Source organism: Streptomyces sp. NPDC127108 (assembly GCF_042677545.1).
Lineage (GTDB): Bacteria > Actinomycetota > Actinomycetes > Streptomycetales > Streptomycetaceae > Streptomyces.
This window is the reverse complement of the sequence record NZ_JBHXTE010000017.1, coordinates 142098-167843: the sequence shown is the minus strand read 5'-3', so window position 1 is coordinate 167843 and position 25746 is coordinate 142098. Positions and strand designations below refer to the sequence as shown.

General features: G+C 72.6%; 21 protein-coding genes. 15 read left to right on the top strand and 6 right to left on the bottom strand.

The genetic code is table 11. The features are described 5' to 3' along the window. Positions 1-203: 203 nt before the first annotated feature. Entirely contained in the window at positions 204-1082 is an 879-nt protein-coding gene (locus tag ACFVHO_RS16600; protein WP_385714236.1) for a biotin--[acetyl-CoA-carboxylase] ligase, read from the bottom strand. A 150-nt stretch (positions 1083-1232) separates the two neighbouring features. On the opposite strand from ACFVHO_RS16600, the gene ACFVHO_RS16595 reads away from it, so the two are divergent. Both ACFVHO_RS16595 and ACFVHO_RS16590 read left to right on the top strand, forming a co-directional pair. Then, positions 1233-2852 (top strand): acyl-CoA carboxylase subunit beta, encoded by a 1620-nt coding sequence (locus ACFVHO_RS16595; protein ID WP_385714233.1) that lies wholly within the window; start codon positions 1233-1235, stop codon positions 2850-2852. A 45-nt stretch (positions 2853-2897) separates the two neighbouring features. Continuing rightward, a complete protein-coding gene (locus ACFVHO_RS16590; RefSeq protein WP_380844738.1) occupies positions 2898-3104 on the top strand; it encodes an acyl-CoA carboxylase epsilon subunit in 207 nt (68 codons plus the stop codon). Between the two features lie 108 nt (positions 3105-3212). On the opposite strand, the gene ACFVHO_RS16585 is transcribed toward ACFVHO_RS16590, so the two are convergent. Beyond that, on the bottom strand, positions 3213-4673 hold the full coding sequence (locus ACFVHO_RS16585; RefSeq protein WP_385714230.1) for an FG-GAP repeat protein: 1461 nt from the start codon (positions 4671-4673) through the stop codon (positions 3213-3215). Positions 4674-4834: 161 nt separating this feature from the next. Between ACFVHO_RS16585 and mmpB the strand changes: the two genes are divergently transcribed. Both mmpB and ACFVHO_RS16575 read left to right on the top strand, forming a co-directional pair. After that, on the top strand, positions 4835-4963 hold the full coding sequence (gene mmpB, locus ACFVHO_RS16580) for a morphogenic membrane protein MmpB (RefSeq protein WP_087887828.1): 129 nt from the start codon (positions 4835-4837) through the stop codon (positions 4961-4963). A gap of 66 nt (positions 4964-5029) precedes the next feature. Beyond that, complete coding sequence (locus tag ACFVHO_RS16575; RefSeq protein ID WP_385714227.1) at positions 5030-5638, top strand: Maf family protein; 609 nt, start codon at positions 5030-5032, stop codon at positions 5636-5638. 65 nt (positions 5639-5703) lie between these two features. On the opposite strand, the gene ACFVHO_RS16570 is transcribed toward ACFVHO_RS16575, so the two are convergent. Beyond that, positions 5704-6132, bottom strand: coding sequence for a hypothetical protein (locus ACFVHO_RS16570; RefSeq protein ID WP_385714224.1), 429 nt, complete (start codon positions 6130-6132; stop codon positions 5704-5706). Positions 6133-6488: 356 nt separating this feature from the next. On the opposite strand from ACFVHO_RS16570, the gene ACFVHO_RS16565 reads away from it, so the two are divergent. Together ACFVHO_RS16565 and ACFVHO_RS16560 are read left to right on the top strand one after the other, a co-directional pair. Beyond that, positions 6489-8261 carry an acetyl/propionyl/methylcrotonyl-CoA carboxylase subunit alpha gene (locus ACFVHO_RS16565; protein WP_385714221.1) on the top strand — a complete coding sequence of 591 codons (1773 nt, stop codon included), beginning with the start codon at positions 6489-6491 and terminating at the stop codon, positions 8259-8261. Between the two features lie 209 nt (positions 8262-8470). After that, a complete protein-coding gene (locus ACFVHO_RS16560) occupies positions 8471-9055 on the top strand; it encodes a TetR/AcrR family transcriptional regulator (RefSeq protein ID WP_385714218.1) in 585 nt (194 codons plus the stop codon). Positions 9056-9152: 97 nt separating this feature from the next. Here the strand turns inward: ACFVHO_RS16560 and ACFVHO_RS16555 are convergent, their stop codons facing one another. Both ACFVHO_RS16555 and ACFVHO_RS16550 read right to left on the bottom strand, forming a co-directional pair. After that, positions 9153-10142, bottom strand: a complete 990-nt coding sequence (locus ACFVHO_RS16555) for a DeoR/GlpR family DNA-binding transcription regulator (protein WP_385714216.1) — start codon at positions 10140-10142, stop codon at positions 9153-9155. A gap of 216 nt (positions 10143-10358) precedes the next feature. After that, complete coding sequence (locus ACFVHO_RS16550) at positions 10359-11807, bottom strand: NAD(P)H-quinone dehydrogenase (protein WP_385714213.1); 1449 nt, start codon at positions 11805-11807, stop codon at positions 10359-10361. A 195-nt stretch (positions 11808-12002) separates the two neighbouring features. On the opposite strand from ACFVHO_RS16550, the gene ACFVHO_RS16545 reads away from it, so the two are divergent. The 5 genes from ACFVHO_RS16545 (at position 12003) to ACFVHO_RS16525 (ending at position 18309) form a co-directional block, all read left to right on the top strand. After that, on the top strand, positions 12003-12440 hold the full coding sequence (locus tag ACFVHO_RS16545) for a gamma-glutamylcyclotransferase (RefSeq protein ID WP_385714210.1): 438 nt from the start codon (positions 12003-12005) through the stop codon (positions 12438-12440). Positions 12441-12870: 430 nt separating this feature from the next. Next, positions 12871-13695 (top strand): purine-nucleoside phosphorylase, encoded by an 825-nt coding sequence (locus tag ACFVHO_RS16540; RefSeq protein WP_030363584.1) that lies wholly within the window; start codon positions 12871-12873, stop codon positions 13693-13695. 106 nt (positions 13696-13801) lie between these two features. Next, positions 13802-15469 carry a phospho-sugar mutase gene (locus tag ACFVHO_RS16535; protein ID WP_385714207.1) on the top strand — a complete coding sequence of 556 codons (1668 nt, stop codon included), beginning with the start codon at positions 13802-13804 and terminating at the stop codon, positions 15467-15469. Between the two features lie 193 nt (positions 15470-15662). After that, positions 15663-16871, top strand: a complete 1209-nt coding sequence (locus ACFVHO_RS16530) for a hypothetical protein (RefSeq protein ID WP_385714205.1) — start codon at positions 15663-15665, stop codon at positions 16869-16871. A gap of 376 nt (positions 16872-17247) precedes the next feature. Then, a complete protein-coding gene (locus ACFVHO_RS16525; RefSeq protein WP_385714202.1) occupies positions 17248-18309 on the top strand; it encodes an exo-alpha-sialidase in 1062 nt (353 codons plus the stop codon). A 102-nt stretch (positions 18310-18411) separates the two neighbouring features. On the opposite strand, the gene ACFVHO_RS16520 is transcribed toward ACFVHO_RS16525, so the two are convergent. After that, positions 18412-18987 carry a PH domain-containing protein gene (locus tag ACFVHO_RS16520; RefSeq protein ID WP_385714309.1) on the bottom strand — a complete coding sequence of 192 codons (576 nt, stop codon included), beginning with the start codon at positions 18985-18987 and terminating at the stop codon, positions 18412-18414. Between the two features lie 639 nt (positions 18988-19626). On the opposite strand from ACFVHO_RS16520, the gene ACFVHO_RS16515 reads away from it, so the two are divergent. The 4 genes from ACFVHO_RS16515 (at position 19627) to ACFVHO_RS16500 (ending at position 25530) form a co-directional block, all read left to right on the top strand. After that, positions 19627-21960, top strand: coding sequence for a glycosyl hydrolase family 18 protein (locus tag ACFVHO_RS16515; protein WP_385714200.1), 2334 nt, complete (start codon positions 19627-19629; stop codon positions 21958-21960). Between the two features lie 231 nt (positions 21961-22191). Continuing rightward, the gene (gene deoC, locus ACFVHO_RS16510) at positions 22192-23175 is read left to right on the top strand and encodes a deoxyribose-phosphate aldolase (protein WP_385714306.1); all 984 of its coding nucleotides are present in this window, start codon (positions 22192-22194) and stop codon (positions 23173-23175) included. A gap of 20 nt (positions 23176-23195) precedes the next feature. Beyond that, the gene (locus tag ACFVHO_RS16505) at positions 23196-24632 is read left to right on the top strand and encodes an aldehyde dehydrogenase family protein (RefSeq protein WP_385714303.1); all 1437 of its coding nucleotides are present in this window, start codon (positions 23196-23198) and stop codon (positions 24630-24632) included. Next, positions 24625-25530 carry an aldehyde dehydrogenase family protein gene (locus ACFVHO_RS16500; RefSeq protein WP_385714197.1) on the top strand — a complete coding sequence of 302 codons (906 nt, stop codon included), beginning with the start codon at positions 24625-24627 and terminating at the stop codon, positions 25528-25530. The genes ACFVHO_RS16505 and ACFVHO_RS16500 overlap by 8 nt, the downstream gene beginning before the upstream one ends. The last annotated feature ends 216 nt before the right edge of the window (positions 25531-25746 follow it).

Sequence of the window (25746 nt, the reverse complement as noted above, 5' to 3'; positions counted from 1 at the left end):
CGCGGGGCGCGCACCACGCCCTCCCCCTGGGTGCGCTCGGCCCGCGCGTCAGCGCCCGGCTGCCACGCGCACGCCCCCTGGCCCCCGCTCAGGCCCCGCTCAAGCCCTACTGAATCCTCACCGAGGCCCAGAGGCCCCGCTGAATCCCTGCCGAGCCAAGAGGCCCCCTCAGCCCGGCCCACCTCCACCGCCCCACCCCGGCCTCAGCCCTCCCCAGCAGCCCGCAGATGCACCACATCCCCCGCCCCCACCGGCTCCCGCACCCCGTCCTCCGTGGCCAGAACCAGCCGCCCGTCGCCGTCCACGGCCACGGCCTCGCCCGTGACGTCCCGGCCGCCGGGGAGTTCGGCGCGGACCCTGCGGCCGAGCGTGGCGCACCCGGCCGCGTACGCCTCCTGGAGCCGCGTCGACGCCGGGTCGCCGCCCGCCGCCCGCCACTTCCCGTACCAGTCCTCCAGCTCGCGCAGCACGGCCCGCAGCACCGGATCGCGGTCGGTGCCCGCCGCTCCGGCGAGGGCGAGGGACCCGGCCCCGGGCACGGGCAGTTCGTCGGCGCGCAGGGAGACGTTGATACCGACGCCGACGACGATCCCGCCGCCGCCGACGGACCCGGCGCGCTCGGCGAGGATGCCGCCTGCCTTGCGCTCCTCTCCGTCCACAGTGACCAGGAGGTCGTTGGGCCACTTCAGGGCGGTGTCGACCCCGGCGGTGCGGGCGATGCCCGCGGCGACGGCGACGCCGGCGAGCAGCGGCAGCCACCCCCACCGCTCCACGGGTACGTCGTCCGGCTTGAGCAGGACGGAGAAGAACAGGCCGGAGCGCGGGGGCGCGCTCCAGCGCCGGTCCAGGCGCCCGCGCCCCGCGCTCTGCTCCTCGGCGACGAGGATCGCGCCCTCGGGCAGTTCGTCGGCGCGGGCGGCGAGGTCGGTGTTGGTGGAGCCGGTGGCGGCGACGACGTCGAGGGAGGTCCACAGGCCGCCCTCGCGGATGAGGGCGCGGCGCAGCGGGGCGGCGGCGAGGGGCGGCCGGTCCAGGTCGGACCAGCGGCTCGGGGGGTCGTTTGAGTCATTCGGCGGCGTCATGCAAGCCACCCTAGGTGTGGTAAACGCCGCACTGCACAGGCGTATGCGCGCCGATACGCTACGGGGCAGTAGCCAGCTGGCACCGCGTGCCACCAGAGCACGCCGTCACCCGCCCCAGTCCCCATTGAGCAGGCAGGGAGCCGCGACCCGATGTCCGAGCCGCAAGAGCCCAACAGGGCCGACACGCCCGACACTGAGATCGACATCCACACGACGGCGGGCAAGCTCGCCGATCTGCGGCGCCGCATCGACGAGGCGAAGCACGCGGGTTCCGCGCGGGCGGTCGAGAAGCAGCACGCGAAGGGGAAGCTGACGGCGCGCGAGCGGGTCGAACTGCTTCTGGACGAGGGCTCGTTCGTCGAGCTCGACGAGTTCGCGAGGCACCGCTCCACGAACTTCGGCCTGGAGGCCAACCGGCCGTACGGCGACGGGGTGGTGACCGGGTACGGCACGGTGGACGGCCGCCCGGTGGCGGTGTTCTCGCAGGACTTCACCGTGTTCGGCGGCGCGCTCGGCGAGGTCTTCGGCCAGAAGATCGTGAAGGTGATGGACTTCGCCCTGAAGACGGGCTGTCCGGTGGTCGGCATCAACGACTCGGGCGGCGCCCGCATCCAGGAGGGCGTGATGGCGCTCGGGATGTACGGGGAGATCTTCCGCAGGAACACCCACGCGTCCGGTGTGATCCCGCAGATCAGCCTCGTGGTCGGCCCGTGCGCGGGCGGCGCGGTGTACTCCCCCGCGATCACGGACTTCACGGTCATGGTCGACCAGACGTCGCACATGTTCATCACGGGCCCGGACGTCATCAAGACGGTCACCGGCGAGGACGTCGGCTTCGAGGAGCTGGGCGGCGCCCGCACGCACAACGCGACCTCCGGCGTGGCGCACCACATGGCGGGCGACGAGAAGGACGCCATCGAGTACGTGAAGTCGCTGCTCTCGTACCTGCCGTCGAACAACCTGACCGAGCCCCCGGCCTTCCCGGAGGAAGCGGACCTCGAACCGTCCGACGAGGACCGCGAGCTCGACACGCTCGTGCCGGACAGCGCGAACCAGCCGTACGACATGCACACGGTCCTCGAGCACGTCCTGGACGACGCCGAGTTCTTCGAGACGCAGCCCCTGTTCGCGCCGAACATCATCACGGGCTTCGGCCGCGTCGAGGGCCACCCGGTGGGTCTCGTCGCCAACCAGCCGATGCAGTTCGCGGGCTGTCTGGACATCGACGCGTCCGAGAAGGCGGCGCGGTTCGTGCGCACCTGCGACGCGTTCAACGTGCCCGTGATCACCTTCGTGGACGTGCCGGGCTTCCTGCCGGGCGTGGACCAGGAGCACACGGGCATCATCCGGCGCGGCGCCAAGCTCATCTACGCCTACGCCGAGGCCACCGTCCCCCTCATCACCGTCATCACGCGCAAGGCGTTCGGCGGGGCGTACGACGTGATGGGCTCCAAGCACCTGGGCGCCGATCTGAACCTCGCCTGGCCGACGGCGCAGATCGCGGTGATGGGCGCGCAGGGCGCGGTGAACATCCTGCACCGCCGCACGATCGCGGCGGCGGAGCCCGAGGACCAGGAGGCCACCCGGGCCCGGCTGATCCAGGAGTACGAGGACGCGCTCCTGAACCCCTACACCGCGGCCGAGCGCGGCTACATCGACGCCGTGATCCTGCCGTCCGAGACCCGCTCGCACCTCGTACGCGGACTGCGTCAGCTGCGGACGAAGCGGGAATCCCTGCCTCCGAAGAAGCACGGCAACATCCCGCTGTAGTCCGCACCGTCCGCTTCGTCCGCTTCGTTCCCGAAGGGAGCCACTGTGATCAAGGTCGTACGGGGCAATCCCACCCCTGAGGAGCTGGCCGCCGCCCTGGCGGTGGTCCAGGCGCGCGCCGCGGCGGCAGCGCACGCGCCGTCCGGCGCGCCCCCGGTCCCGGCCGCCTGGGCGGACCCGGCGCGGGTGGCCCGCGAGCGGATGCCCGCACCGGGCGCGGCGGCGTGGAGCCGCACGTACTGGCCGGGGTGACCCGAGAGGTCCGTCTGGTCGGCGTGACCCGAGCTGTCCGGCCGGGGTGACCCGAGCTGTCCGTGGGGCGCGCGCGATCCGTGCGCGCCCCACGGCCCGGCCCCCGGGTCAGCTCCCGAGCACCGACCCGAAGCCCTTGTTCTGGTAGGTGAGGCCGAACGCCTTCTCGCTGAGCGCGTACGCGTAGGTCGCCGTGACCCCGGCCGAAGACCCGCGCAGCACCCAGTCCGAGCCGTCGGACCAGCGCGCCCCGGGGAACACGTCCTCGCCGGCCGCCGCGACGACGACCTCGGCACGGCCGTCGCCGTCGGTGTCCTGCACGCGGACGGCGGAGCCGAAGCGGTCGTCGTCCTCGGCGGCGCCGGGCACGCCCGCGGTGCTCTGGTTCAGGGCCTGCGCGCCTGCGCCGGTGAGGCCGGACGCGGAGCCCTTGAGGAGGGTGACGGCGCCGGTGGCGACCCGGCCGTCCACGTCCTCGGCGGGCGCGCCGACCGCGACATCCGCGTAGCCGTCGCCGTCGACGTCACCGACCGCGGCACTCGCGCCGAACTCGTCGCCGCCCTCGTCCACTCCGGGTACGCCCGGGCTGTCCTGGTCGATGACGGTCCTGCCGCCGGTGCCGGGGCCCGCGGGGCCGCCGTAGTAGACGCCGACGCCGCCGCCCTTGGCGAGGTCGTAGTCGGTGACGACGACGTCGGCGTAGCCGTCCTTGTCGATGTCGCCGGAGCCCTTCAGGCCGATGCGGGTCGGGGGCAGCGCGGCGGGCTGGTCGGTGAACGTCATCCCGTCGCGGCCCCCGGCCCAGTGGCCGAACCAGCCGTCCAGCTCGTCGCCCTCGATGTTCTCGATGCCGGAGGCCAGCAGGTCGTCGTCGCCGTCGCCGTCGTAATCACCTGCGTCCAGGCGCTCGGCGACCCGGAAGCTGTCGCTGCCGCCCAGGGCGAGGCGCTGCTGCTTCGGCGCCCAGGTGCGGGTGAAGCCGTCGCCGGACAGGCTCACGGCGCCGTAGTACGAGTGCGTGGCGAGCTGCTGCTTGCCGTCGCCGTCGAAGTCGCCGACCACGACGGACTGGCCGTAGTGCAGGTCGAGGCTCTGGTGCGGGGTCGCCGTGCTCAGGCCGCCGTTGTTCAGCCCGCCCCGGCCGCCCCACAGGACGGTCATGAGCCCGGCGTTGTCGTTCTCGCCCGGGACGCCGACGACCAGGTCGGTGTACCCGTCGCCGTCGAGGTCCCCGGTGTCGTACGCCCCGCCGAACTGGTCCCCGGCCTCCGGGCTGCCCGGCACCTTGGCGGAGGCCTGGCTGATCAGCGCCTTGCGGCCGCCCTCGACGCCCCGCGCGGTGCCGTACAGGACGGCGACGTGCCCGGCCTTCTTGACGCCGTTCACGGTGGCCTTGGGGGTGGCGAGCACCACGTCTCCGTAGCCGTCGCCGTTGAAGTCGGCGGCCTTCGGGGCGGCGGTTGAGGCGGGTGCGGCGGGTGCCGCCGCGGCCGCGCCGGACAGCGGGACCAGCAGACCCGCGGTGGCCGTCGCGGCCGTCGCCACCGTGGTCAGGACAGTTCTGCGCATCTTGCGCATATCGGTTCTCTCCGTTCCCTGGAATCCCTCGGCTGGTTGACACCGGGCGGCGCGCGGGGGTTGTACGGGTGAACGGACCGGGGGCGGGAAGCGCGTGAAGTTGAGTACGCGTACTCAGGCGCGGGGCGCGGCACGGTCGCACCATCGGAGCCATGCTGTGGTCCGACCCGGAGAACGACCCGCCCAAGGACATGCGGGACATGCAGGCGAAGATGCGCCGTGCGGGTGTCCTGCTCGCCCTCGCGATGGTGGTGGCGATGCTCGTCCTGGGCGTGATCTGAACCGCCCGGCCGTGCTCGCCCCGGGCGTCATCCGAACCGCCCCGAGGCGCTCGCTAGGGTGACCGCATGAGCGATCAAACCCGCCGTCTCGTCCTCGCCTCCCAGTCCCCGGCCCGGCTCGGCCTGCTGCGCCAGGCGGGCCTCGCGCCCGAGGTCATCGTCAGCGGCGTCGACGAGGACGCGGTGACCGCGCCGACCCCCGCCGAGCTGGCCAAGGCCCTCGCCGAGGCGAAGGCGTCGGTGGTCGCGGCCCGCCCGGAGGCCAAGGGCGCCCTGGTCGTCGGCTGCGACTCGGTCCTGGAGCTGGACGGCCGGGCCCTCGGCAAGCCCGCGGACGTCGCGGAGGCCACCGCCCGCTGGCAGGACATGCGGGGCCGCGCGGGCGTCCTGCAGACCGGACACTGCGTGTACGACACGCTCTCCGGCGAGCACGTGGCGGCGACCGCGTCGACGGTGGTCCGCTTCGGCAAGCCGTCCGACGCGGAGATCGCCGCGTACGTCGCCAGCGGCGAACCGCTGCACGTGGCGGGCGCGTTCACGCTCGACGGCCGCTCGGCGCCGTTCATCGACGGCATCGAGGGCGACCACGGCAACGTCATCGGCCTCTCCCTGCCGATGCTGCGGCGCCTGCTCGGGGAACTGGGCGTCGGGATCACGGAGTTGTGGGCGGACTAGGGGCGCGCGAGGGCACACACGGGGGCAGAACCCCCCGACCCGCCCGGGCAGCCCCGTAGGACCGCTCAGGCAGCCTGCGGGGCACCGTCCACACCCACGGCGTCCCTCCTGTCGTACGCGATGAGCGGCAGCACGATGAGGCCGAGCACCGCCATCATGAGGACGAACGCGAGCCAGCCCACCAGGCCGATCGAGAACGCGCCGAGCAGACCGTGCGTCACGGCGGCACTGATCAGCAGGATCTTCCCGAGGCGTCCGGGCGCGCGGTCGGTGGCGGCGGTGCGGGCGAGGACGAGGCCGCACAGCGCGAGGTAGAGCCCGAAGAGGCCGCCCGCGACCCAGGCGCCCACGCTCATCGCGTGCGGGTCGAGCCCGCCCATGGACATGTCCTGCTTGTCGACGACGAGCCCCAGGAACCAGTTGAGCAGGACGATCCCGACCGCCTCGGCCCAGAGCGCGATCGCGCCCACCCACGCCACTGGTCTGCGCGCCACGGCGCCCACCCACTCTCTGCCGACCGCTGTTACCGCCAGTACGTTGAGACATCGGCACGCTACTAACGGGTAAACCCAGGGACAAGGGCTGCACCGCAGGCAAAGAAATCTTGGGCCATTCGTAGGGACTCCACAAAGAATGACCTCGCGCCGCAGCGCTGCCTCACAGAGACCTTGACCACACCGGAGGGCTACGCTGCCGGGAAAGGACCCTGCGTACCACGGTGCGACAAGGGATTTCGGGGATCGACAGGGCCTCGGATCACGCTCCGTGTGGGCAAGCTCACCATTGGGGACGGGTCGTAAGGCCGTGTCGGCAGTCCCTAAACTCGGCTTGTTTCAAGGAGGGAGCCATCGTGCGCAAGGTGCTCATCGCCAACCGTGGCGAAATCGCTGTCCGGGTCGCCCGGGCGTGCCGGGATGCCGGGATCGCGAGCGTTGCCGTTTACGCGGACCCCGACCGGGACGCACTGCATGTGCGGGCCGCTGACGAGGCGTTCGCTCTTGGCGGTGACACTCCGGCCACCAGCTACCTGGACATGGCGAAGGTGCTCGCCGCGGCCAAGGACTCCGGGGCGGACGCGGTCCACCCGGGCTACGGCTTCCTCTCCGAGAACGCGGAGTTCGCCCAGGCGGTCCTGGACGCCGGTCTGACCTGGATCGGCCCGCCGCCGCAGGCGATCCGGGACCTGGGCGACAAGGTCGCCGCCCGGCACATCGCGCAGCGCGCGGGTGCCCCGCTGGTCGCGGGCACGCCGGACCCGGTCTCCGGCTCCGACGAGGTCGTGGCCTTCGCCGAGGAGCACGGCCTGCCGATCGCCATCAAGGCGGCGTTCGGCGGCGGCGGCCGCGGTCTGAAGGTGGCCCGCACCCTCGAAGAGGTGCCGGAGCTGTACGACTCCGCGGTGCGCGAGGCCGTCGCGGCCTTCGGCCGCGGCGAGTGCTTCGTGGAGCGCTACCTGGACAAGCCGCGGCACGTGGAGACCCAGTGCCTGGCCGACCAGCACGGCAACGTGGTCGTCGTCTCGACCCGTGACTGCTCGCTGCAGCGCCGCCACCAGAAGCTGGTGGAGGAGGCCCCGGCCCCGTTCCTGTCGGACGCCCAGCTGGAGGAGCTGTACAGCTCCTCGAAGGCGATCCTGAAGGAGGCCGGCTACGTCGGCGCGGGCACCGTGGAGTTCCTGGTCGGCGCCGACGGCACGATCTCCTTCCTGGAGGTCAACACGCGTCTGCAGGTCGAGCACCCGGTCACCGAAGAGGTCGCGGGCATCGACCTGGTCCGCGAGATGTTCCGCATCGCCGACGGCGAGGAACTGGGCTACGGCGACCCCGAGTTGCGCGGCCACTCCTTCGAGTTCCGCATCAACGGCGAGGACCCGGGGCGGGGCTTCCTGCCCGCGCCCGGCACGGTCACCAAGTTCGACGCCCCGTCCGGTCCCGGTGTCCGCCTGGACGCCGGTGTCGAGTCCGGCTCGGTCATCGGCCCGGCCTGGGACTCCCTGCTCGCCAAGCTGATCGTCACCGGCCGCACCCGCAAGGAGGCCCTGGAGCGGGCCGCGCGCGCCCTGGCCGAGTTCGAGGTCGAGGGCATGGCCACCGCCATCCCGTTCCACCGCAAGGTGGTCACCGACCCGGCGTTCGCGCCCGAACTGACCGGCTCCGACGAGCCGTTCACGGTCTTCACCCGCTGGATCGAGACCGAGTTCGTCAACGACATCCCGCCGTTCGCCCCCGTCGGCGGCGACGCCGAGGAGGAGGACGGCGATCGCGAGACGATCGTCGTCGAGGTCGGCGGCAAGCGCCTCGAGGTCTCCCTGCCCGCCGGCATGGGCATGTCCCTCGCGCGTACGGGGCTTTCGGCGGGCGCCAAGCCGAAGCGCCGCGCGACCAAGAAGTCCGGGCCCGCCGCCTCCGGCGACACCCTCGCCTCGCCCATGCAGGGCACGATCGTCAAGGTCGCGGTCGAGGAGGGCCAGGAGGTCAAGGAGGGCGACCTCATCGTGGTCCTCGAGGCCATGAAGATGGAGCAGCCCCTCAACGCCCACCGCTCCGGTACGGTCAAGGGCCTGCAGGCGGAGGTCGGGGCGTCGCTGACGTCGGGCGCCGCGATCTGCGAGATCAAGGACTGAGTTCTCCCCAACCCCGCCCCTTCCCGAAACTGGGGGCGCTGCCCCCAGACCCCCGCTGTCGGCGCTTCGCGCCTCGTCCTCAATCGCCGGACGGGCTAGATGATGTGCGGCTGTATTTCAGCCCCTCCGGCGTTTGAGGAGCGGGGTCTGGGGCGGAGCCCCAGTTTCGGGAAAGGGGCGGGACTGGGGCGCCCCCGCGAGGAGACCCCATGCGCGCCGACGCCCGCCGCAACCACCACCGGCTCCTGAGCGAGGCCCGCACCGCGTTCGCGGAACACGGCACGGACACCTCCCTGGAGGACGTGGCCCGCCGGGCGGGCGTGGGCATCGGCACCCTGTACCGCCACTTCCCGACCCGCCACGCCCTGCTGAGCGCCGTCTTCGAGGACGCGGTCAGCGACCTCCTGACCCGCTCCCGAGCCCTCCAGGACGCCCCGCAGCCCTGCACGGCCCTGGTGGAGTGGCTACGGGCGATCATCACTCATGCGGGTGAGTACCGGGGCCTCGCCCACGCCCTCATGTCGGCCTCGCGGGACGACAGTTCCGCCCTCGCGCGGTGCAGCCGCCCGATGCGGGAGGCGGGCACCCGACTCCTGGAACGGGCCCAGTCGGCGGGCGCGGTGCGCCAGGACGTGTCGATCGACGACCTGCTCCAGCTGACGAACGCGATCGCGCTGGCGGCGGAGGAGTCCCCGGACGACCCGGAGTTGGCGGACCGCCTCTTGATGTTGACGCTACGCGGCCTGAAGGCAGACTCCACCGGGCAAGCAGGTAACAGCCCGTCCGGCGCTTGAGGACGAGGCGCGCAGCGCCGATGCGGCGGCGCCCCCGGCCAGGGGCAGGACCAGGCCGACCCGGCCGAGCCCGCCCAAGGCCCAGGGGCCAGGCCTCCTACCGGCGCCGCAGGTCGGCGACCCGAGCCGCACGCTCCCCGGCGGGCTGCTCGCCGAGCACGGACGCGCTGCGCAACTGCGGCCCGGCGCCGGGCCCCGCACCATGGCCCCCGTGCCCCCGCCGCTGACCGGGCAACGGCACGTCCCTGCGTGCCTGCCGGCCTGCTGGGACGGAGTCAACTCCGGGGGCCTGGCCGGGGCCCGTCGACGCTCCGGCGACCGCGATCTGCACGCCCTGGTCGGCCAGTGCCTGCAACTCGGTCGCCGCGCGGTCGTCGTGCGCGGGCGGCTCGTCCGTGACCAGACGGGTGATGACGTCCGTCGGCACCGTCTGGAACATCGTGTCGGTGCCGAGCTTGGTGTGGTCGGCGAGGACCACCACCTCCGCGGCGGCCTGCACGAGCGCACGGTCCACGCTCGCCGACAGCATGTTGGAGGTGGACAGGCCGCGCTCGGCGGTCAGGCCGCTGCCCGACAGGAACGCCCGCGACACCCTGAGCCCCTGGAGGGACTGCTCGGCGCCGCTGCCCACCAGCGCGTAGTTCGAACCGCGCAGGGTGCCGCCGGTCATGACGACTTCCACCCGGTTGGCGTGGGCGAGCGCCTGTGCCACCAACAGGGAGTTGGTGACGACGGTCAGGCCGGGCACCCGCGCGAGCCGTCGGGCCAGCTCCTGCGTGGTCGTACCCGCCCCGACGACGATGGCTTCGCCCTCTTCGACGAGACCCGCCGCGAGATCGGCGATGGCCGTCTTCTCGGCGGACGCGAGATGTGATTTCTGCGGAAAGCCGGACTCCCGCGTGAATCCGCCCGGCAATACCGCACCGCCATGCCGGCGGTCGAGGAGTCCTTCTGCCTCCAGCGCGCGCACGTCCCGCCGTACGGTCACTTCGGAGGTCTGGACGACGCGGGCGAGCTCACGGAGCGACACCGCTCCGTTGGCTCGCACCATTTCGAGGATCAATTGGCGACGTTCTGCAGCGAACACGAAACTGACAGTAACCCCAACGACCGTCTGCTTTCAGCAGTTTGCGCCGAATTACAGAAGTTGTTCGCACAGTAGGGGTGGAAGTGGTATAGGGGGTACTCACCCCGCCTATGCCGCGCGAATGCTCGGCAACAGGCTGTGACCTGCGGAGAGTTGAATCCGGCCGACCGGACGATCACATCGGCCGGTCGGCGCGCTCTGACCGAACGGTCGGGATCAGGCCTCCCCGGCGACCTTACTCGTGTGCAACTGACGGGCGACTTCGGCGATCGAGCCCGAAAGCGATGGGTACACGGTGAAGGCGTTAGCGATCTGCTCCACCGTCAGATTGTTGTCGACCGCGATCGAGATGGGGTGGATCAGTTCCGAGGCGCGGGGCGATACGACGACTCCGCCGACCACGATTCCCGTACCCGGACGGCAGAAGATCTTGACGAAGCCGTCGCGGATGCCCTGCATCTTCGCGCGCGGGTTGCGGAGCAGCGGGAGCTTGACGACGCGGGCGTCGATCTTTCCGGCGTCGACGTCGGCCTGGCTGTAGCCGACGGTCGCGATCTCCGGGTCGGTGAAGACGTTCGACGAGACGGTCTTCAGGTTGAGCGGGGTGACCGCGTCGCCCAGGAAGTGGTACATCGCGATGCGGCCCTGCATGGCGGCGACCGACGCGAGGGCGAAGATGCCGGTGACGTCACCGGCGGCGTACACGCCGGGGGCGGAGGTCCTGGACACCCGGTCGGTCCAGATGTGCCCGGAGTCCTTGAGCTTGACCCCGGCCTCCTCCAGGCCCATCCCGTCGCTGTTGGGGATGGCGCCGACGGCCATCAGGCAGTGCGAGCCGGAGATGACGCGGCCGTCGGCCAGCGTGACCTCGACGCGGTCGCCCACGCGCTTGGCGGAGGCGGCGCGGGTACGGCCCATGACGTTCATGCCACGCCGCCGGAAGACGTCCTCGAGCACCGCGGCGGCGTCGGGGTCCTCGCCCGGCAGCACCCGGTCGCGCGACGACACCAGCGTGACCCGCGAGCCGAGCGCCTGGTAGGCACCGGCGAACTCGGCGCCCGTCACACCCGACCCGACCACGATGAGCTCCTCGGGCAGCTCGTCGAGGTCGTACACCTGCGTCCAGTTCAGGATCCGCTCGCCGTCCGGCTGGGCGTCGGGCAGCTCGCGCGGGTGGCCGCCGGTCGCGATCAGGACGGCGTCGGCGACGAGCGTCTCCTCCGAGCCGTCGGCGGCGCGCACGACGACCTTGCGGGAGCCGTCCATGGCCTGCTGGCCCTCCAGACGGCCGCGGCCGCGCATGACCCGGGCGCCCGCACGCGTCACGGACGCCGTGATGTCGTGCGACTGCGCGAGCGCGAGCCGCTTCACACGCCGGTTGACCTTGCCGAGGTCCACGCCGACGACCCTGGCCGCCTGGTCGATGTGGGGCGTGTCGTCCTCGACGATGATGCCCAGCTCCTCGTACGAGGAGTCGAAGGTCGTCATCACCTCGGCCGTCGCGATCAGGGTCTTCGACGGTACGCAGTCGGTGAGCACCGACGCCCCGCCCAGACCGTCGCAGTCGACGACGGTCACCTCCGCGCCGAGCTGGGCGGCCACCAGGGCCGCCTCATATCCGCCGGGTCCGCCGCCAATGATCACGATCCGAGTCACATACGCCATTGTCCCGCACAGCCCGAGCCGACGACGAGCCGGGGGGCAAAGCCGTCCGGCGATCGAGGACGAGGCCCGGGGGGCAGAGCCCGTCCGGCGTTTGAGGACGAGGCGCGAAGCGCCGACGAGGGGGAAAGGGGCGCAGCCCCATGAGAAACCCCACGGCGTAAGGCGCCCACGCCAGGAAGACGTACCCTCGGTCCCATGTCGCTCTACGCCGCGTACGCCGGCAATCTCGACGCGCGGCTGATGACGCGCCGCGCCCCGCACTCGCCGCTGCGCGCGACCGGCTGGCTCAACGACTGGCGGCTGACGTTCGGCGGCGAGCACATGGGCTGGGAGGGCGCGCTCGCGACGATCGTCGAGGCGCCGCGCTCGCAGGTGTTCGTCGCGCTGTACGACATCGCCCCGATGGACGAGGACTCCATGGACCGGTGGGAGGGTGTCGGGCTCGACATCTACCGGCGCATGCGGGTCCGTGTGCACACCCTGGAGGGCGAGGAGGCCGCCTGGGTGTACGTACTCAACGGCTACGAGGGCGGCTTGCCCTCCGCCCGCTACCTCGGCGAACTCGCCGACGCCGCGGAGTCGGCCGGGGCGCCCCACGACTACGTGATGAACCTCCGCAAACACCCCTGCTGAGCCACTCCTGCCCTGCGCAAGGGCGCCCCCCGATCGGCGCTTCGCGCCTCGTCCTCAAACGCCGGACAGGCTCTCCCACCCACCCGCCCCCACCTGCACCAGCTGAGCAACCGCACGGCACCCTCAGCCCCGAAACGGCTCACGCCGCCGCGCCTCTCCGGCCCGCCCCGGGGGAAGTCTTCAGCCCGTCCGGCGTTTGAGGACGAGGCCGAAGGCCGATCGGCGGCGGCTGTCCCACCCGCACGGGACGCGTGCGCGGGGGCTGGGGTCCAGGGGGCGCAGCGCCCCGGTTTCGGGAAGGGGTGGGACTGGGGCGCCCCGCGAAGGACAGCGCCCCGCACCCCCTTGTGGGAAACGACAAGGCAACGATCCGGATCCCGTGGGCATCGTCATCTACGCGCGTAGGGCGTAACCGGCTACCCTCGTCGGCGTGAACGCTTCAGTTATTCCGGACGACATCCAGGGCGACCCCTACGCCGCCGCCGACGCCGCCGCCGCCCGCCTGCGCGAGCTGACAGGCGCCGAGACCCACGACGTAGCCCTCGTGATGGGCTCCGGCTGGGCACCCGCCGTGGAGGCGCTCGGCGCTCCCGAGGCCGAGTTCCCGGTCACCGAGCTGCCGGGCTTCCCGCCGCCGGCCGTGGCGGGCCACGGCGGCCGGATCCGCTCCTTCAAGATCGGGGAGAAGCGTGCCCTGGTCTTCCTGGGCCGCACGCACTACTACGAGGGCCGCGGCGTCGCCGCGGTCGCGCACGGTGTACGGACCGCCGTGGCCGCCGGCTGCAAGACGATCGTGCTGACGAACGGCTGCGGCGGCCTGCGCGAGGGCATGCGCCCGGGCCAGCCCGTGCTGATCAGCGACCACCTGAACCTGACGGCGACGTCCCCGATCGTCGGCGCGAACTTCGTGGACCTGACCGACCTGTACTCGCCGCGGCTGCGCGCGCTGTGCAAGGAGATCGACCCGAGCCTGGAAGAGGGCGTGTACGCCCAGTTCCCCGGCCCGCACTACGAGACCCCGGCCGAGATCCGGATGGCCCGCACGATCGGCGCGGACCTGGTCGGCATGTCGACGGTGCTCGAAGCCATCGCCGCGCGCGAGGCGGGCGCCGAGGTGCTCGGCATCTCCCTGGTGACGAACCTCGCCGCGGGCATGACGGGCGAGCCGCTGAACCACGAGGAGGTCCTGCAGGCGGGCCGCGACTCCGCCACGCGGATGGGCGAGCTGCTCGGGCAGGTCCTGGGCCGCATCTGACCCACCCGCCCCACCTGACCCCGTCCGGCCGCGCGGCGGGTACCGACGCGCGCCGGGCGGGAAAGCCGGAAGAGCAAGACCCCCGTCACGGAGAGGCCGACCAGACGTGCAGGACCACGGAGAACTCATCGCCCGCGCCCAGGCCTGGCTGGCCGAGGACCCGGACCCGGAGACCCGCGAGGAGCTGGCGAAGCTCGTCGACGCGGCGCCGGGCAGCCCGGCCGTCCTCGCCGACCTTGCCGCGCGGTTCGCGGGCACGCTGCAGTTCGGCACCGCCGGTCTGCGCGGCGAGCTGGGCGCGGGCCCGCTGCGGATGAACCGTTCCGTGGTCATCCGCGCGGCCGCGGGCCTGGCGGCGTACCTGAAGGGCAAGGGCCACACCGACGGCCTGGTCGTGATCGGCTACGACGCCCGCTACAAGTCCGCCGACTTCGCGCGCGACACCGCCGCCGTGATGACCGGCGCGGGCCTGCGCGCCGCCGTCCTGCCGCGCCCCCTGCCGACCCCGGTCCTCGCCTTCGCCATACGGCACCTGGGCGCGGTCGCGGGCGTGGAGGTCACCGCCAGCCACAACCCGCCGCGCGACAACGGCTACAAGGTCTACCTGGGCGACGGCTCGCAGATCGTGCCGCCCGCCGACGGCGAGATCGCCGCCGAGATCGCGGCGGTGCGCAGCCTGCACGACGTACCGCGTCCGGAGAGCGGCTGGCAGACCCTCGGCGAGGACGTCCTGGAGGCCTATCTGGCGCGTACGGACGCCGTTCTGGCCCAGGACTCCCCGCGGACCGCCCGGAGCGTCTACACGGCCATGCACGGCGTCGGCAAGGACACGCTCCTCGCGGCGTTCGCGCGGGCCGGTTTCCCCGAGCCCGTGCTCGTCGCGGAGCAGGCGGAGCCCGACCCCGACTTCCCGACGGTCGCCTTCCCGAACCCGGAGGAGCCGGGCGCGATGGACCTGGCGTTCGCCACGGCCCGCGAGGCCCGCCCCGACCTGGTGATCGCCAACGACCCGGACGCGGACCGCTGCGCGGTGGCCGTGCCGGTGGGCGACGGCGACTGGCGGATGCTGCGCGGCGACGAGGTCGGCGCGCTGCTCGCCGCGCACCTGGTCCGCAGGGGTGTCGCCGCGGACGGGCCGCGCACCTTCGCCGAGTCGATCGTGTCGTCGTCGCTGCTCGGCCGCATCGCCGAGAAGGCGGGCCTCGGCTACGAGGAGACGCTGACGGGCTTCAAGTGGATCGCCCGCGTCGACGGCCTGCGGTACGGCTACGAGGAGGCGCTCGGCTACTGCGTCGACCCCGAGGGCGTACGCGACAAGGACGGCATCACGGCGGCACTGCTCGTCACGGAGCTGGCCTCCGGGCTGAAGGAGGAGGGGCGCACCCTCCTCGACCTGCTCGACGACCTGGCGGTGGAGCACGGTCTGCACGCCACCGACCAGCTGTCGGTGCGGGTGGAGGACCTGTCGCTGATCGCGGCCGCGATGCGCCGGCTGCGCGAGGGGCGGCCGGAGCGCCTCGCCGGGCTCGCGGTGACCCGCGCGGAGGACCTGACCAAGGGCACGGAGACGCTGCCGCCCACGGACGGCCTGCGGTACACCCTCGACGGCGCCCGCGTCATCGTGCGCCCCAGCGGCACCGAGCCGAAGCTCAAGTGCTACCTGGAGGTCGTGGTGCCGGTGGCGGACCGCGCCGCGCTGCCGGAGGCCCACGAGAAGGCGGCGGAGCTGCTCGCGGCGCTGAAGCGCGATCTGGCGGAGGCTGCGGGGATCTGAGGCACGAGGGGGGCGGGTGCGGCCGCGCGGGTGACGTCAGCCCGGACCCGCCCCCGCCCCCCGTACGGGTGGGCGCACCCCCTGCCACCCGAAGGGGTGGTTCCGGTACGACGCCTGACGCTGCTCCCCGGTGCGCCACCGGTCCCTCGGGAAGGGTCGACCGGTAGCGCACCTTCTCGTACCGGGAGCCGCAGTGCCGTACGGACCACCCTCCGACCTCTCGACCACCGCGCCGTCCCGCGTACCCGCCTCCCGCCGCCCCCGCGCCACGGCCCCGCGCGCCGCCGCGCACCGGCGTGCGGCCCGCGCGCTGCGGTACGCGGCGCCCGCGCTCCTCGCATACGCCGCCGTCCGCGTCGTGGGCCTGCTCGTCCTCGCCGTCTGGGCCCGCCGCGAACACCGTGAGCTGTGGCATCTCCTCGCCGAGTCCTGGGACTGCGACTGGTACTTGAAGATCGCGGCGCACGGCTACGCGGACACGCTCGGGCACGCCTTCGACGCCAACAACCTGGCGTTCTTCCCGCTGTTCCCGCTCCTGATCAGGGCGGGCGACGCGCTGCTCCCGGCACCGCGCGGCGCCGTCGGCCTCGCGCTCGCCGTCGGCTGCTCCTTCCTCGCGGCGTGGGGGATCTTCAAGGTCGGGGACCGGCTGCACGGGCGGCGCGCGGGCGTGCTCCTGGTGACGCTGTGGGCCTGTCTGCCGGTCGCGCTCGTGCAGTGGATGGGCTACACGGAGTCGCTGTTCACGGCCCTCGCGGCCTGGTCGTTGTACGCGGTGCTCACCGGCCGCTGGGTGTGGGCGGGAGCCCTCGCCGCGCTCGCGGGCCTGACGCGGCCGACCGGGATCGCCGTCGCCGCCGCCGTGTCCGTCACCGCGCTGCTCGCGCTGCGCCGCCGCTTCGACGCCCGCGCCCTGACCGGGGCGCTGCTCGCGCCGCTCGGCTGGCTCGCGTACGTCGGCTGGGTGGGGGCGCGCCTCGGCCGCTGGGACGGCTACTTCGCCGTGCAGAAGCTGTGGCACAACGAGTGGGACGGCGGCATCGGCACGCTGCGCTGGATGAAGCAGCTGTTCCTGGTGGAGCGCCCGCAGCTGTTCCTGGTGATGGTGACGCTCGTCCTGCTCGGCGCGCTCGTCCTGTACGCGCTGTCGGTGACCGGACGCGAACAGCCGCTCCCGCTCCTGGTGTTCACAGGTCTGCTGGTCGCGATCGTCCTCGGCTCCAGCGGCGTCTACTTCCCGCGCGCCCGCTTCCTGCTGCCCGGCTTCCCGCTCCTCCTGCCACTGGCTCTCGCGCTCGCGCGGGCGCGTACGCGGGTGACGCTCGCGGTCCTCTCGGCGGCGGCGCTGACGTCGGCGGCGTTCGGCGGGCACATGCTGCTGGTGTGGCTGGGTCCGCCGTGACGTGGGGGGTCTGCGGGACGTGAACTCCGCATGGCGCGGATGGCGCGGGTGGTCCGCGCGATCCAGGTGATCGCGGGATCGGGGGGGCTTGGGGTCGCGGGAAGTCGAGGGAAATCGGGGGTCCGGGATTGGGAACCTCGGGGCGGTGAGCGGTGTACCAGGAGTAGTTGCCGGTTCGTCGTGGAGTGGGGGGCGTCGCATGAAGGGGCGTGGGCTTCGGGGAGCGGTGGCCCTGGTGGGGGTGTGGGTGTTGGTGGCGTGCGGGGGTGGAGAGGGCGCAGGGGGCGCTAGGGGCACAGGGGACACAGGAGGCGCGGAGGGCAGAGCGAGCGGCGGGGGCCCGGGGTCCTCGGTCGGCCGGGGAGCGGGGAAGGCGGTGGGCCGGGCTTCGGCGCCGCGGATCCCGTCGGCACCGGATCTGCCCGGCTCACCGTTCGGCATCGGTTTCGCGGCGGACGGCTCCGGCTTCGCGCTGCTCGCCGAGTGCTCGGAGCGCCGGTGCCGCCAGCGGGTCGCGGTGCTCGACCGGGGTGCGAAGGGGTGGCGCCGGGGCAGTTCGCCACTGCGGGACGTGACGGGCGACCGGGGCGTGTCGGCGGACCTGACGGTGCTCGGGCCGGGGCGGGCGCTGATAGGCGAGGGCTCGGAGCGCGCGGACACGCCGGGGCGCACGTGGTTCACGGGTGACGGTGGCCGGACGTGGCGGCGCGGCACGACGGGGGCGGCGGGTACGGCGGCGGCTGTGGCGCGGGGCGGCGTGCTCGTCCCCGAGTGTGTGGAGCGCGACCGGTCCGACCCGAACGACTGCGCGCGGGAGCGGCTGCTCGCCGTGTCGCCGAGGACGGGTCGGCATCACGTCCTGGCCCACCAGCCGCCGCTGAAGGGGCCGTTGCGTCAGGCCGGTGACGTCCGCAGGGCGGGCTTGTTCGTCTCCGGCACGGACCGGCGCACGGGCCTGCCCGCGCTGGCCAGGAGCACGGACCGGGGCCGCACGTGGCAGCGGCCGCACCTGACGGGAGTAGGCGCCGGGGGCGCGGTGTTCCGGGTGGTCGCGGGCCGGGGCGGGCTGTACGCGACCCAGCAGGGCCCGGTGTCACCGCCCGCGAAGAACGGCCTGGTCACGATGCACGTCAGCAAGGACGAGGGCCTGACGTGGACGCGGCTGTGGAAGCACAGGAAGGGCGTCGAGCCCCGCACGCTCGTCGGCGATCTGCTGGTGGCCGATGACTCCAGCCTGACGGTGCACGGCGAGGACGGGGGGTGGCGCAGCACGGACGGGGCGCGGACGTTCGGCCGGGTCACGGCCAGGTCGCCGGCGGGCTCGGTGGTCGGCACACCGGTGGGCTGGCTGTGGCGGGACAGCTTCGGCGGGAACGGGTTCCGCATATCGACGGACGGGGTGCACTGGCGGGGGTTCCGGCTGGGCCGCGGGGACTGACGACGCCGGGGACTTCGGACCCGTCGGCCCACGGACACATCGACCCACGGACCCCATCGACCCACGCACGTCAGCCCGCGGAACCGTCGGCCCACGGCCCCGTCAGCCCACGGCGAGCAGCACCGCGAGCAGCACCGCTCCGGCGACGCTCGGCGCCAGGATCTCGTACGCCCAGTGCGCGACCGGCTCGCCCTGCGCGGCCTCGGCGCCCTCGCGCCGCTCGGCGATCTCCCGCAGGTCGTCCATGGACTGGTCGCCGGAGTCGCGGGCGTGGGGCTGTGTCGTGCCCCGGGCGCCGGGCCGGACCCGGCTCGCGATCGGGTCGTCCGCGGCGACCTGCTGGGCGTGGCGCCGTGCGGCCTTCTTGCGGCCGCGCAGCGAGACGGGGATGGCCCACAGCTGGAACTTGGTGCCGTCCTGGGTGAAGACCTCGTTCGAGTACCCGGAGCGCAGTCCCGAGACCGCGCCCCAGGGCAGGGTGATCGTGCGGAACGGGTTGCGGATGCGGAGCCGGTCCTCGTTGGCGTAGACGGCGGGCCGGAGGGTGTAGGCGATGACGAGGGGCACCGCGAAAAGCAGCCCGGCGAGGGCCACCCACGGGGTGCGTCCCTCGCCCCGGAACAGCGCGTCGACGCCGAGCCAGATGCCGATCGCGAGCAGCAGGACGCCTCCGGCGATGGCTCCGTGGGACCGGTAGACGCGGTCCTTGTAGGCCGGGTCGGTCTGGTCGGCCGGGGCGGTGCGGCCGGCCGCGGCGGTCCGGTCGGACGCGGCGGTCGACTTCGCCCGCGCTGCCGAGCCCTCCGGGGCGGTCGGCTTCTTCCGGGTGGCCGACGGCTCCGTGGCCGACGGCTCCGCGGCGGTCGACTTCCCTCGGGCCGCCGAGCCCTCCGGGGCGGCCGACGGCTCCGCGCTGGTCGACTTCTCCGGGGCAGCGGACTCATCCGGAGCAACGGACTCGTCCAGGGCAGCGGACTTCTCCGGCGCAGCGGACTTCTCCGAGGCGGCGGACTTCTCCGGGGCGGCCGACGGCTCCGGTTCGGTCGGCTTGCTCGGGGCGGCCGGCGTCTCCGGATCGGCCGGGCTCGCCGGGGTCGCCGGGTCCTGCTCCGCCGGAGTGGGCTGCGGGTCGCTCGTCATGGGCCTGATTCTGCCTGACGCGATGAGGTCGGCCGCGCGCGGCGGGGGTATGGGGATTGGTCCAGACCTAGTACGGTCGAGGGTTGTCATGTACGCCGACAATCCCGCGCGACACAACGCACCGGCGCCACCCGAACCCCGAGGAGCAACCCGCACGCCACACCCCCGAGGAGAGTCATGACCCCCACAGAAAGAGGATCCGGGAGAACGCCAGGAGTCTTACGAAGAGCGACCGAGGCCACGCGCGGCCGCACCGCCGCCCTGCTCGTCGCCCTGCTGCTCCCCCTGTCCCTGCTCACCGCCCTGACGGCGGCCCCCGCGCACGCGGCGGGCACGCTCACCGCGACCTTCACGACGGAGGGCAGCGGCTCGTCCTGGCAGGGCAAGTACGTCGTCCGCAACAGCGGCTCAGCCCCGTCCACGGCCTGGACGCTGGAGTTCGACCTGCCGCCCGGCGTCACCGTCAGCGGCCACACCCACGGCGAGGCGACCGTCTCGGGCAGCCACGTCACCGTGAAGAACGCGTACTACAACGGCCGGGTCCCGGCGGGCGGCACGACCGAGCCGTACAGCTACACGTTCACGGGACGGGGACCGGTCGGGACGCCGACGGGCTGCACCATCAACGGCGACAAGTGCGACGGCACGCCGGACAAGCCCCCGACGGCGCCCGGCGGCCCGACGGTCACGACCGCCACGTCCCGCACGATCTCCCTGACCTGGCCCCTGGCCGGGGCGGGCGACTACCCGGTCACCAAGTACGAGGTCCTGAGCGGCGGCAGCGTGGTGGCGACGTCGGCGACGAACAGCGCGACGGTCACCGACCTGACCCCGGCCACCCGCTACACCTTCACCGTCCGCGCCAAGGACCGGCGCGACAACACCAGCCCCGAGAGCCCCCCGGTCACCGCGACGACCGTCGACCCGGCGACCGACCCGACCCCGCCGACCGCGCCGGGCAATCTGCGCGCCACCGGCAAGACACAGGTCTCTGCGGCCCTGGCCTGGGAGAAGTCGACGGACAACGTGGCCGTGGCCGCGTACGACATCTACCGCGGCGGCACCCTCGCGAAGACGGTCCCGGCCTCGGCGACCACGGCGACCGTAGAGGGCCTGACGCCCGCGACCGCCTACACGTTCACCGTGAAGGCGCGTGACACGGCCGACAACGCCTCCCCCGCGTCGAACGCCGTGAGCGTGACCACGGACGACGCGGCAGGGCCCGGCAACCACCTCAAGGTCGGCTACTTCGCGCAGTGGGGCATCTACGGCCGCCAGCACTTCGTGAAGAACCTCGACACGTCCGGGGCGGCCGCGAAGCTCGACGTCATCAACTACGCCTTCGAGAACGTCGACCCGGTCAACCACACCTGCCTGGCCGGAGTGGTCAAGGGCGTCTCCGGCAATCCGCAGGACCCGGACGAGGGCACGGGCGCGGGCGACGCCGAGGCGGACTACGGCCGCGCCTTCTCCGCCGCGCAGTCCGTGGACGGGGTGGCGGACGACGGCTGGGGCAAGCTGCGCGGCAACTTCAACCAGCTGAAGAAGCTCAAGGCCAAGCACCCGCACCTGAAGGTCGTGGTCTCGCTGGGCGGCTGGACGTTCTCGAAGTTCTTCGCGGACGCGGCGGCGACCCCGGCGTCGCGCGCGAAGTTCGTCAAGTCCTGCGTGGACACCTGGATCAAGGGCGACCTGCCCGTCTACAACGGCGCGGGCGGCCCCGGCAGCGGCGCGGGCGTCTTCGACGGCATCGACATCGACTGGGAGTGGCCGGGCTCCGAGGGCCACCCCGGCAACCGCTACGGCCCGGCCGACAAGGACAACCTGACGGCGCTGCTCGCCGAGTTCCGCAAGCAGCTCGACGCCACGGGCGGCAGCCACAAGCTCCTGACCGCGTTCACCCCGGCCGACCCGGTGAAGATCGAGGCGGGCTGGGACATCAGGAAGATCTTCGAGTACCTGGACTTCGCCAACGTCCAGGGCTACGACTTCCACGGCGCCGGCAGCGACAACTCCTGGGAGCCCAAGCGCACCGGCCACCAGGCCAATCTCCGCCGCGACGCCCAGGACCCCTACCCCTTCGACTTCAGCGTCGAGAAGGCGGTCCAGACCTATCTGGACGCCGGGGTCAATCCGCGCAAGCTCACCATCGGCTTCCCGTTCTACGGCCGCGGCTGGAAGGAAGTGGCCGACGGCGGCGTGAAGGGCGAGTGGCAGTCGGCGAACGGCGCGGCCCCCGGCCAGTTCCCGGAGGAGGCAGGCACCAAGGGCTACCACAACCTCCTCACCACCGTCCCGAACCTGACCGTCCACCACGACGAACAGTCCATATCCACCTACGGCTACACCGGCAACGGCGGCCAGTGGTGGAGCTTCGACGACCCGTGGTCCATCGGCAAGAAGACCGAGTGGATCAGATCGAAGGGCCTGCTCGGCGGGATGGTCTGGGAGATGTCGGGCGACACCCCCACAGGCACCCTCATGACAGCACTGGACAACGGCCTGCGGTGACGTTCACGAGCAGACGGAGGTGACCTTCGAACGCCGGGCGGGCTGTTTTCAGCCCGTCCGGCGTTTGAGGACGAGGCGCGAAGCGCCGACAAGCGGGGCCCAGGGGGCGCAGCCCCCGGTTTCGGAGAAGGGGCGGGCCTGGGGCGCCCCCGCGAGGCCCCCACCCGCACCACATCCCGAACCGCCCCCTGTACAGGCCGCTACGCGCGTAGATATGCTCCCCTCGTGACTATGCCGACGACGCCATCACCCCCAAGGACAGCCGCGCCCGCAGGGCCGCCGCCACCCTTCGCTGACGTCACCACGTCGGCATCGACACTCCGCCGCTTCCTGCACGGCCTGCCGGGCGTGGACGCGGTCGGCCTGGAGGCCCGCGCCACCGCTCTCGGGACGCGTTCGATCAAGACCTCGGCCAAGGCGTACGCCATCGACCTGGCCATCTCCATGATCGACCTGACGACCCTGGAGGGCGCCGACACCGCGGGCAAGGTCCGCGCACTCGGCGCGAAGGCCGTCCACCCGGACCCGACGGACCGCACGACGCCACGCACGGCCGCGGTCTGTGTGTACCCGGACATGGTGGCCACGGCGAAGCAGGCCGTGGCGGGCACGGACGTGAAGGTCGCCTCGGTGGCGACGGCGTTCCCGGCGGGCCGCGCGGCCCTGGACGTGAAGCTGGCCGACGTCCGCGACGCGGTGGCCGCGGGCGCCGACGAGATCGACATGGTCATCGACCGGGGCGCGTTCCTCGCCGGCGACTACATGAAGGTGTACGAGGAGATCGTCGCCGTGAAGGAGGCCTCCGCGCAGGCCCGCCTGAAGGTGATCTTCGAGACCGGCGAACTCTCGACGTACGACAACATCCGGCGCGCGAGCTGGATCGGCATGCTCGCGGGCGCGGACTTCATCAAGACGTCGACCGGCAAGGTCGGGGTGAACGCGACCCCCGCGAACACCCTCCTGATGCTGGAGGCCGTCCGCGACTTCCGCGCGCAGACCGGCGTCCAGGTGGGCGTGAAGCCCGCCGGCGGCATCCGGACGTCCAAGGACGCCATCAAGTTCCTGGTCCTGGTCAACGAGACCGCGGGCGCGGACTGGCTGGACAACCACTGGTTCCGCTTCGGCGCGTCGAGCCTGCTCAACGATCTGCTGATGCAGCGCCAGAAGCTGGCCACCGGACGCTACTCCGGCCCCGACTACGTGACGGTGGACTGAGACCCATGAAGAGCGAAAACGTGTCATCTGCATTCGAGTACGCACCGGCACCCGAGTCCCGCTCGGTCGTCGACATCGCCCCCTCCTACGGCCTGTTCATCGACGGCGAGTTCACGGAGGCGGCCGACGGCAAGGTCTTCAAGTCCGTCTCGCCGTCGACCGAGGAGGTCCTCTCCGAGGTCGCGCAGGCGGGCGAGGCCGATGTCGACCGCGCCGTGAAGGCGGCCCGCAAGGCCTTCGAGAAGTGGTCCGCGCTGCCGGGCGCCGAGCGTGCGAAGTACCTCTTCCGCATCGCCCGCATCATCCAGGAGCGCAGCCGCGAGCTCGCCGTCCTGGAGACCCTCGACAACGGCAAGCCGATCAAGGAGACCCGCGACGCGGACCTCCCGCTGGTCGCCGCGCACTTCTTCTACTACGCGGGCTGGGCCGACAAGCTCGACCACGCCGGCTACGGTGCGAACCCGCGCCCGCTCGGCGTCGCGGGCCAGGTCATCCCCTGGAACTTCCCGCTCCTGATGCTGGCGTGGAAGATCGCCCCGGCCCTCGCGACGGGCAACACGGTGGTCCTCAAGCCCGCCGAGACGACCCCGCTCTCGGCGCTGTTCTTCGCGGACATCTGCCGCCAGGCGGGCCTGCCCAAGGGCGTCGTCAACATCCTTCCCGGGTACGGCGACGCGGGCGCGGCCCTGACCGCGCACCCGGACGTGAACAAGGTGGCCTTCACCGGCTCCACGGCCGTCGGCAAGCAGATCGCGCGGACGGTCGCGGGCACGGACAAGAAGCTCACCCTGGAGCTGGGCGGCAAGGGCGCGAACATCGTCTTCGACGACGCGCCGATCGACCAGGCCGTCGAGGGCATCGTCACGGGCATCTTCTTCAACCAGGGCCAGGTCTGCTGCGCGGGCAGCCGCCTCCTGGTCCAGGAGTCGATCCAGGACGAACTCCTCGACAGCCTCAAGCGCCGTCTGTCGACCCTCCGCCTCGGCGACCCGCTCGACAAGAACACCGACATCGGCGCGATCAACTCCGCCGAGCAGCTGGCCCGCATCACGGCGCTCGCCGAGACGGGCGAGGCGGAGGGCGCCGAGCGCTGGTCGGCCCCCTGTGAACTCCCCACGTCGGGCTACTGGTTCGCCCCGACGCTGTTCACGAACGTCACGCAGGCGCACACCGTGGCCCGCGACGAGATCTTCGGCCCGGTCCTGTCGGTCCTCACCTTCCGCACCCCGGAAGAGGCCGTGGCCAAGGCCAACAACACGCAGTACGGCCTGTCGGCGGGCATCTGGACCGAGAAGGGCTCGCGCATCCTCGCGGTCGCGAACAGGCTCCGTGCCGGGGTCGTCTGGGCCAACACGTTCAACAAGTTCGACCCGACCTCGCCCTTCGGCGGCTACAAGGAGTCGGGCTTCGGCCGCGAGGGCGGCCGCCACGGCCTGGAGGCGTACCTCGATGTCTGAGAAGTCCGAGCGCTTGACTGTGTTCAAGACCTACAAGCTGTACGTGGGCGGCAAGTTCCCGCGTTCCGAGAGCGGCCGGGTGTACGAGGTGAGCGACTCAAAGGGCAACTGGCTGGCGAACGCCCCCCTCTCCTCCCGCAAGGACGCACGGGACGCCGTCGTGGCGGCGCGCAAGGCCTTCGGCGGCTGGTCGACGGCGACGGCGTACCTGCGCGGCCAGATCCTCTACCGCGTGGCCGAGATGCTGGAGGGCCGCCGCGAGCAGTTCGTGCGCGAGGTCGCCGAGGCGGAGGGCCTGTCGAAGTCCAAGGCGGCCGCCGTCGTGGACGCGACCGTCGACCGCTGGGTCTGGTACGCGGGCTGGACGGACAAGGTCGCGCAGGTCGTGGGCGGGGCGAACCCGGTCGCGGGCCCGTTCTTCAACCTCTCCACGCCCGAGCCGACCGGCGTCGTCACCGTCGTCGCGCCCCAGGAGTCCTCGTTCCTGGGCCTGGTGTCGGTGGTGGCCCCCGCGATCGCCGCGGGCAACACGGTGGTCGTCATCGCCTCCGAGAAGTCCCCGCTCCCTGCCCTCTCCCTCGGCGAGGTCCTGGCCACGTCGGACCTGCCGGGCGGCGTCGTCAACGTCCTCAGCGGCCGGACCGCGGAGCTGGCCCTCCCCCTCGCCGCCCACCAGGACGTGAACGGCCTGGACCTGGCCGGCGCGGACGCCGACCTGGCGAAGGACCTGGAGATCGCGGCGGCGGACAACCTCAAGCGCGTACTGCGTCCACAGGCTGTGGAAACCGACGCGGACTTCACCACCGCCCCCGGCACCCACCGCCTGACCACGTTCCTGGAGACCAAGACGGTCTGGCACCCCACGGGCTCCCTGGGCGCCTCGGGCTCGGCGTACTGACCCACCCACCCCCGACCCCCTCAGCCCGCCCGCCGTCCAGGGCGGGCTGAGGGCGTTTCCAGCCGGGACACACCGACACCTTCCGGCCCTGAACCGGCACCTTCCGGCTCTGAACCGGCACCTTCCGGCCCTGAACCGGCACCTTCCGGCCCTGAACGGGCACCTTCCGCCCTGGCCCGGCACATATCAGCCCTGGCCCGCCCCATATCAGCCCGT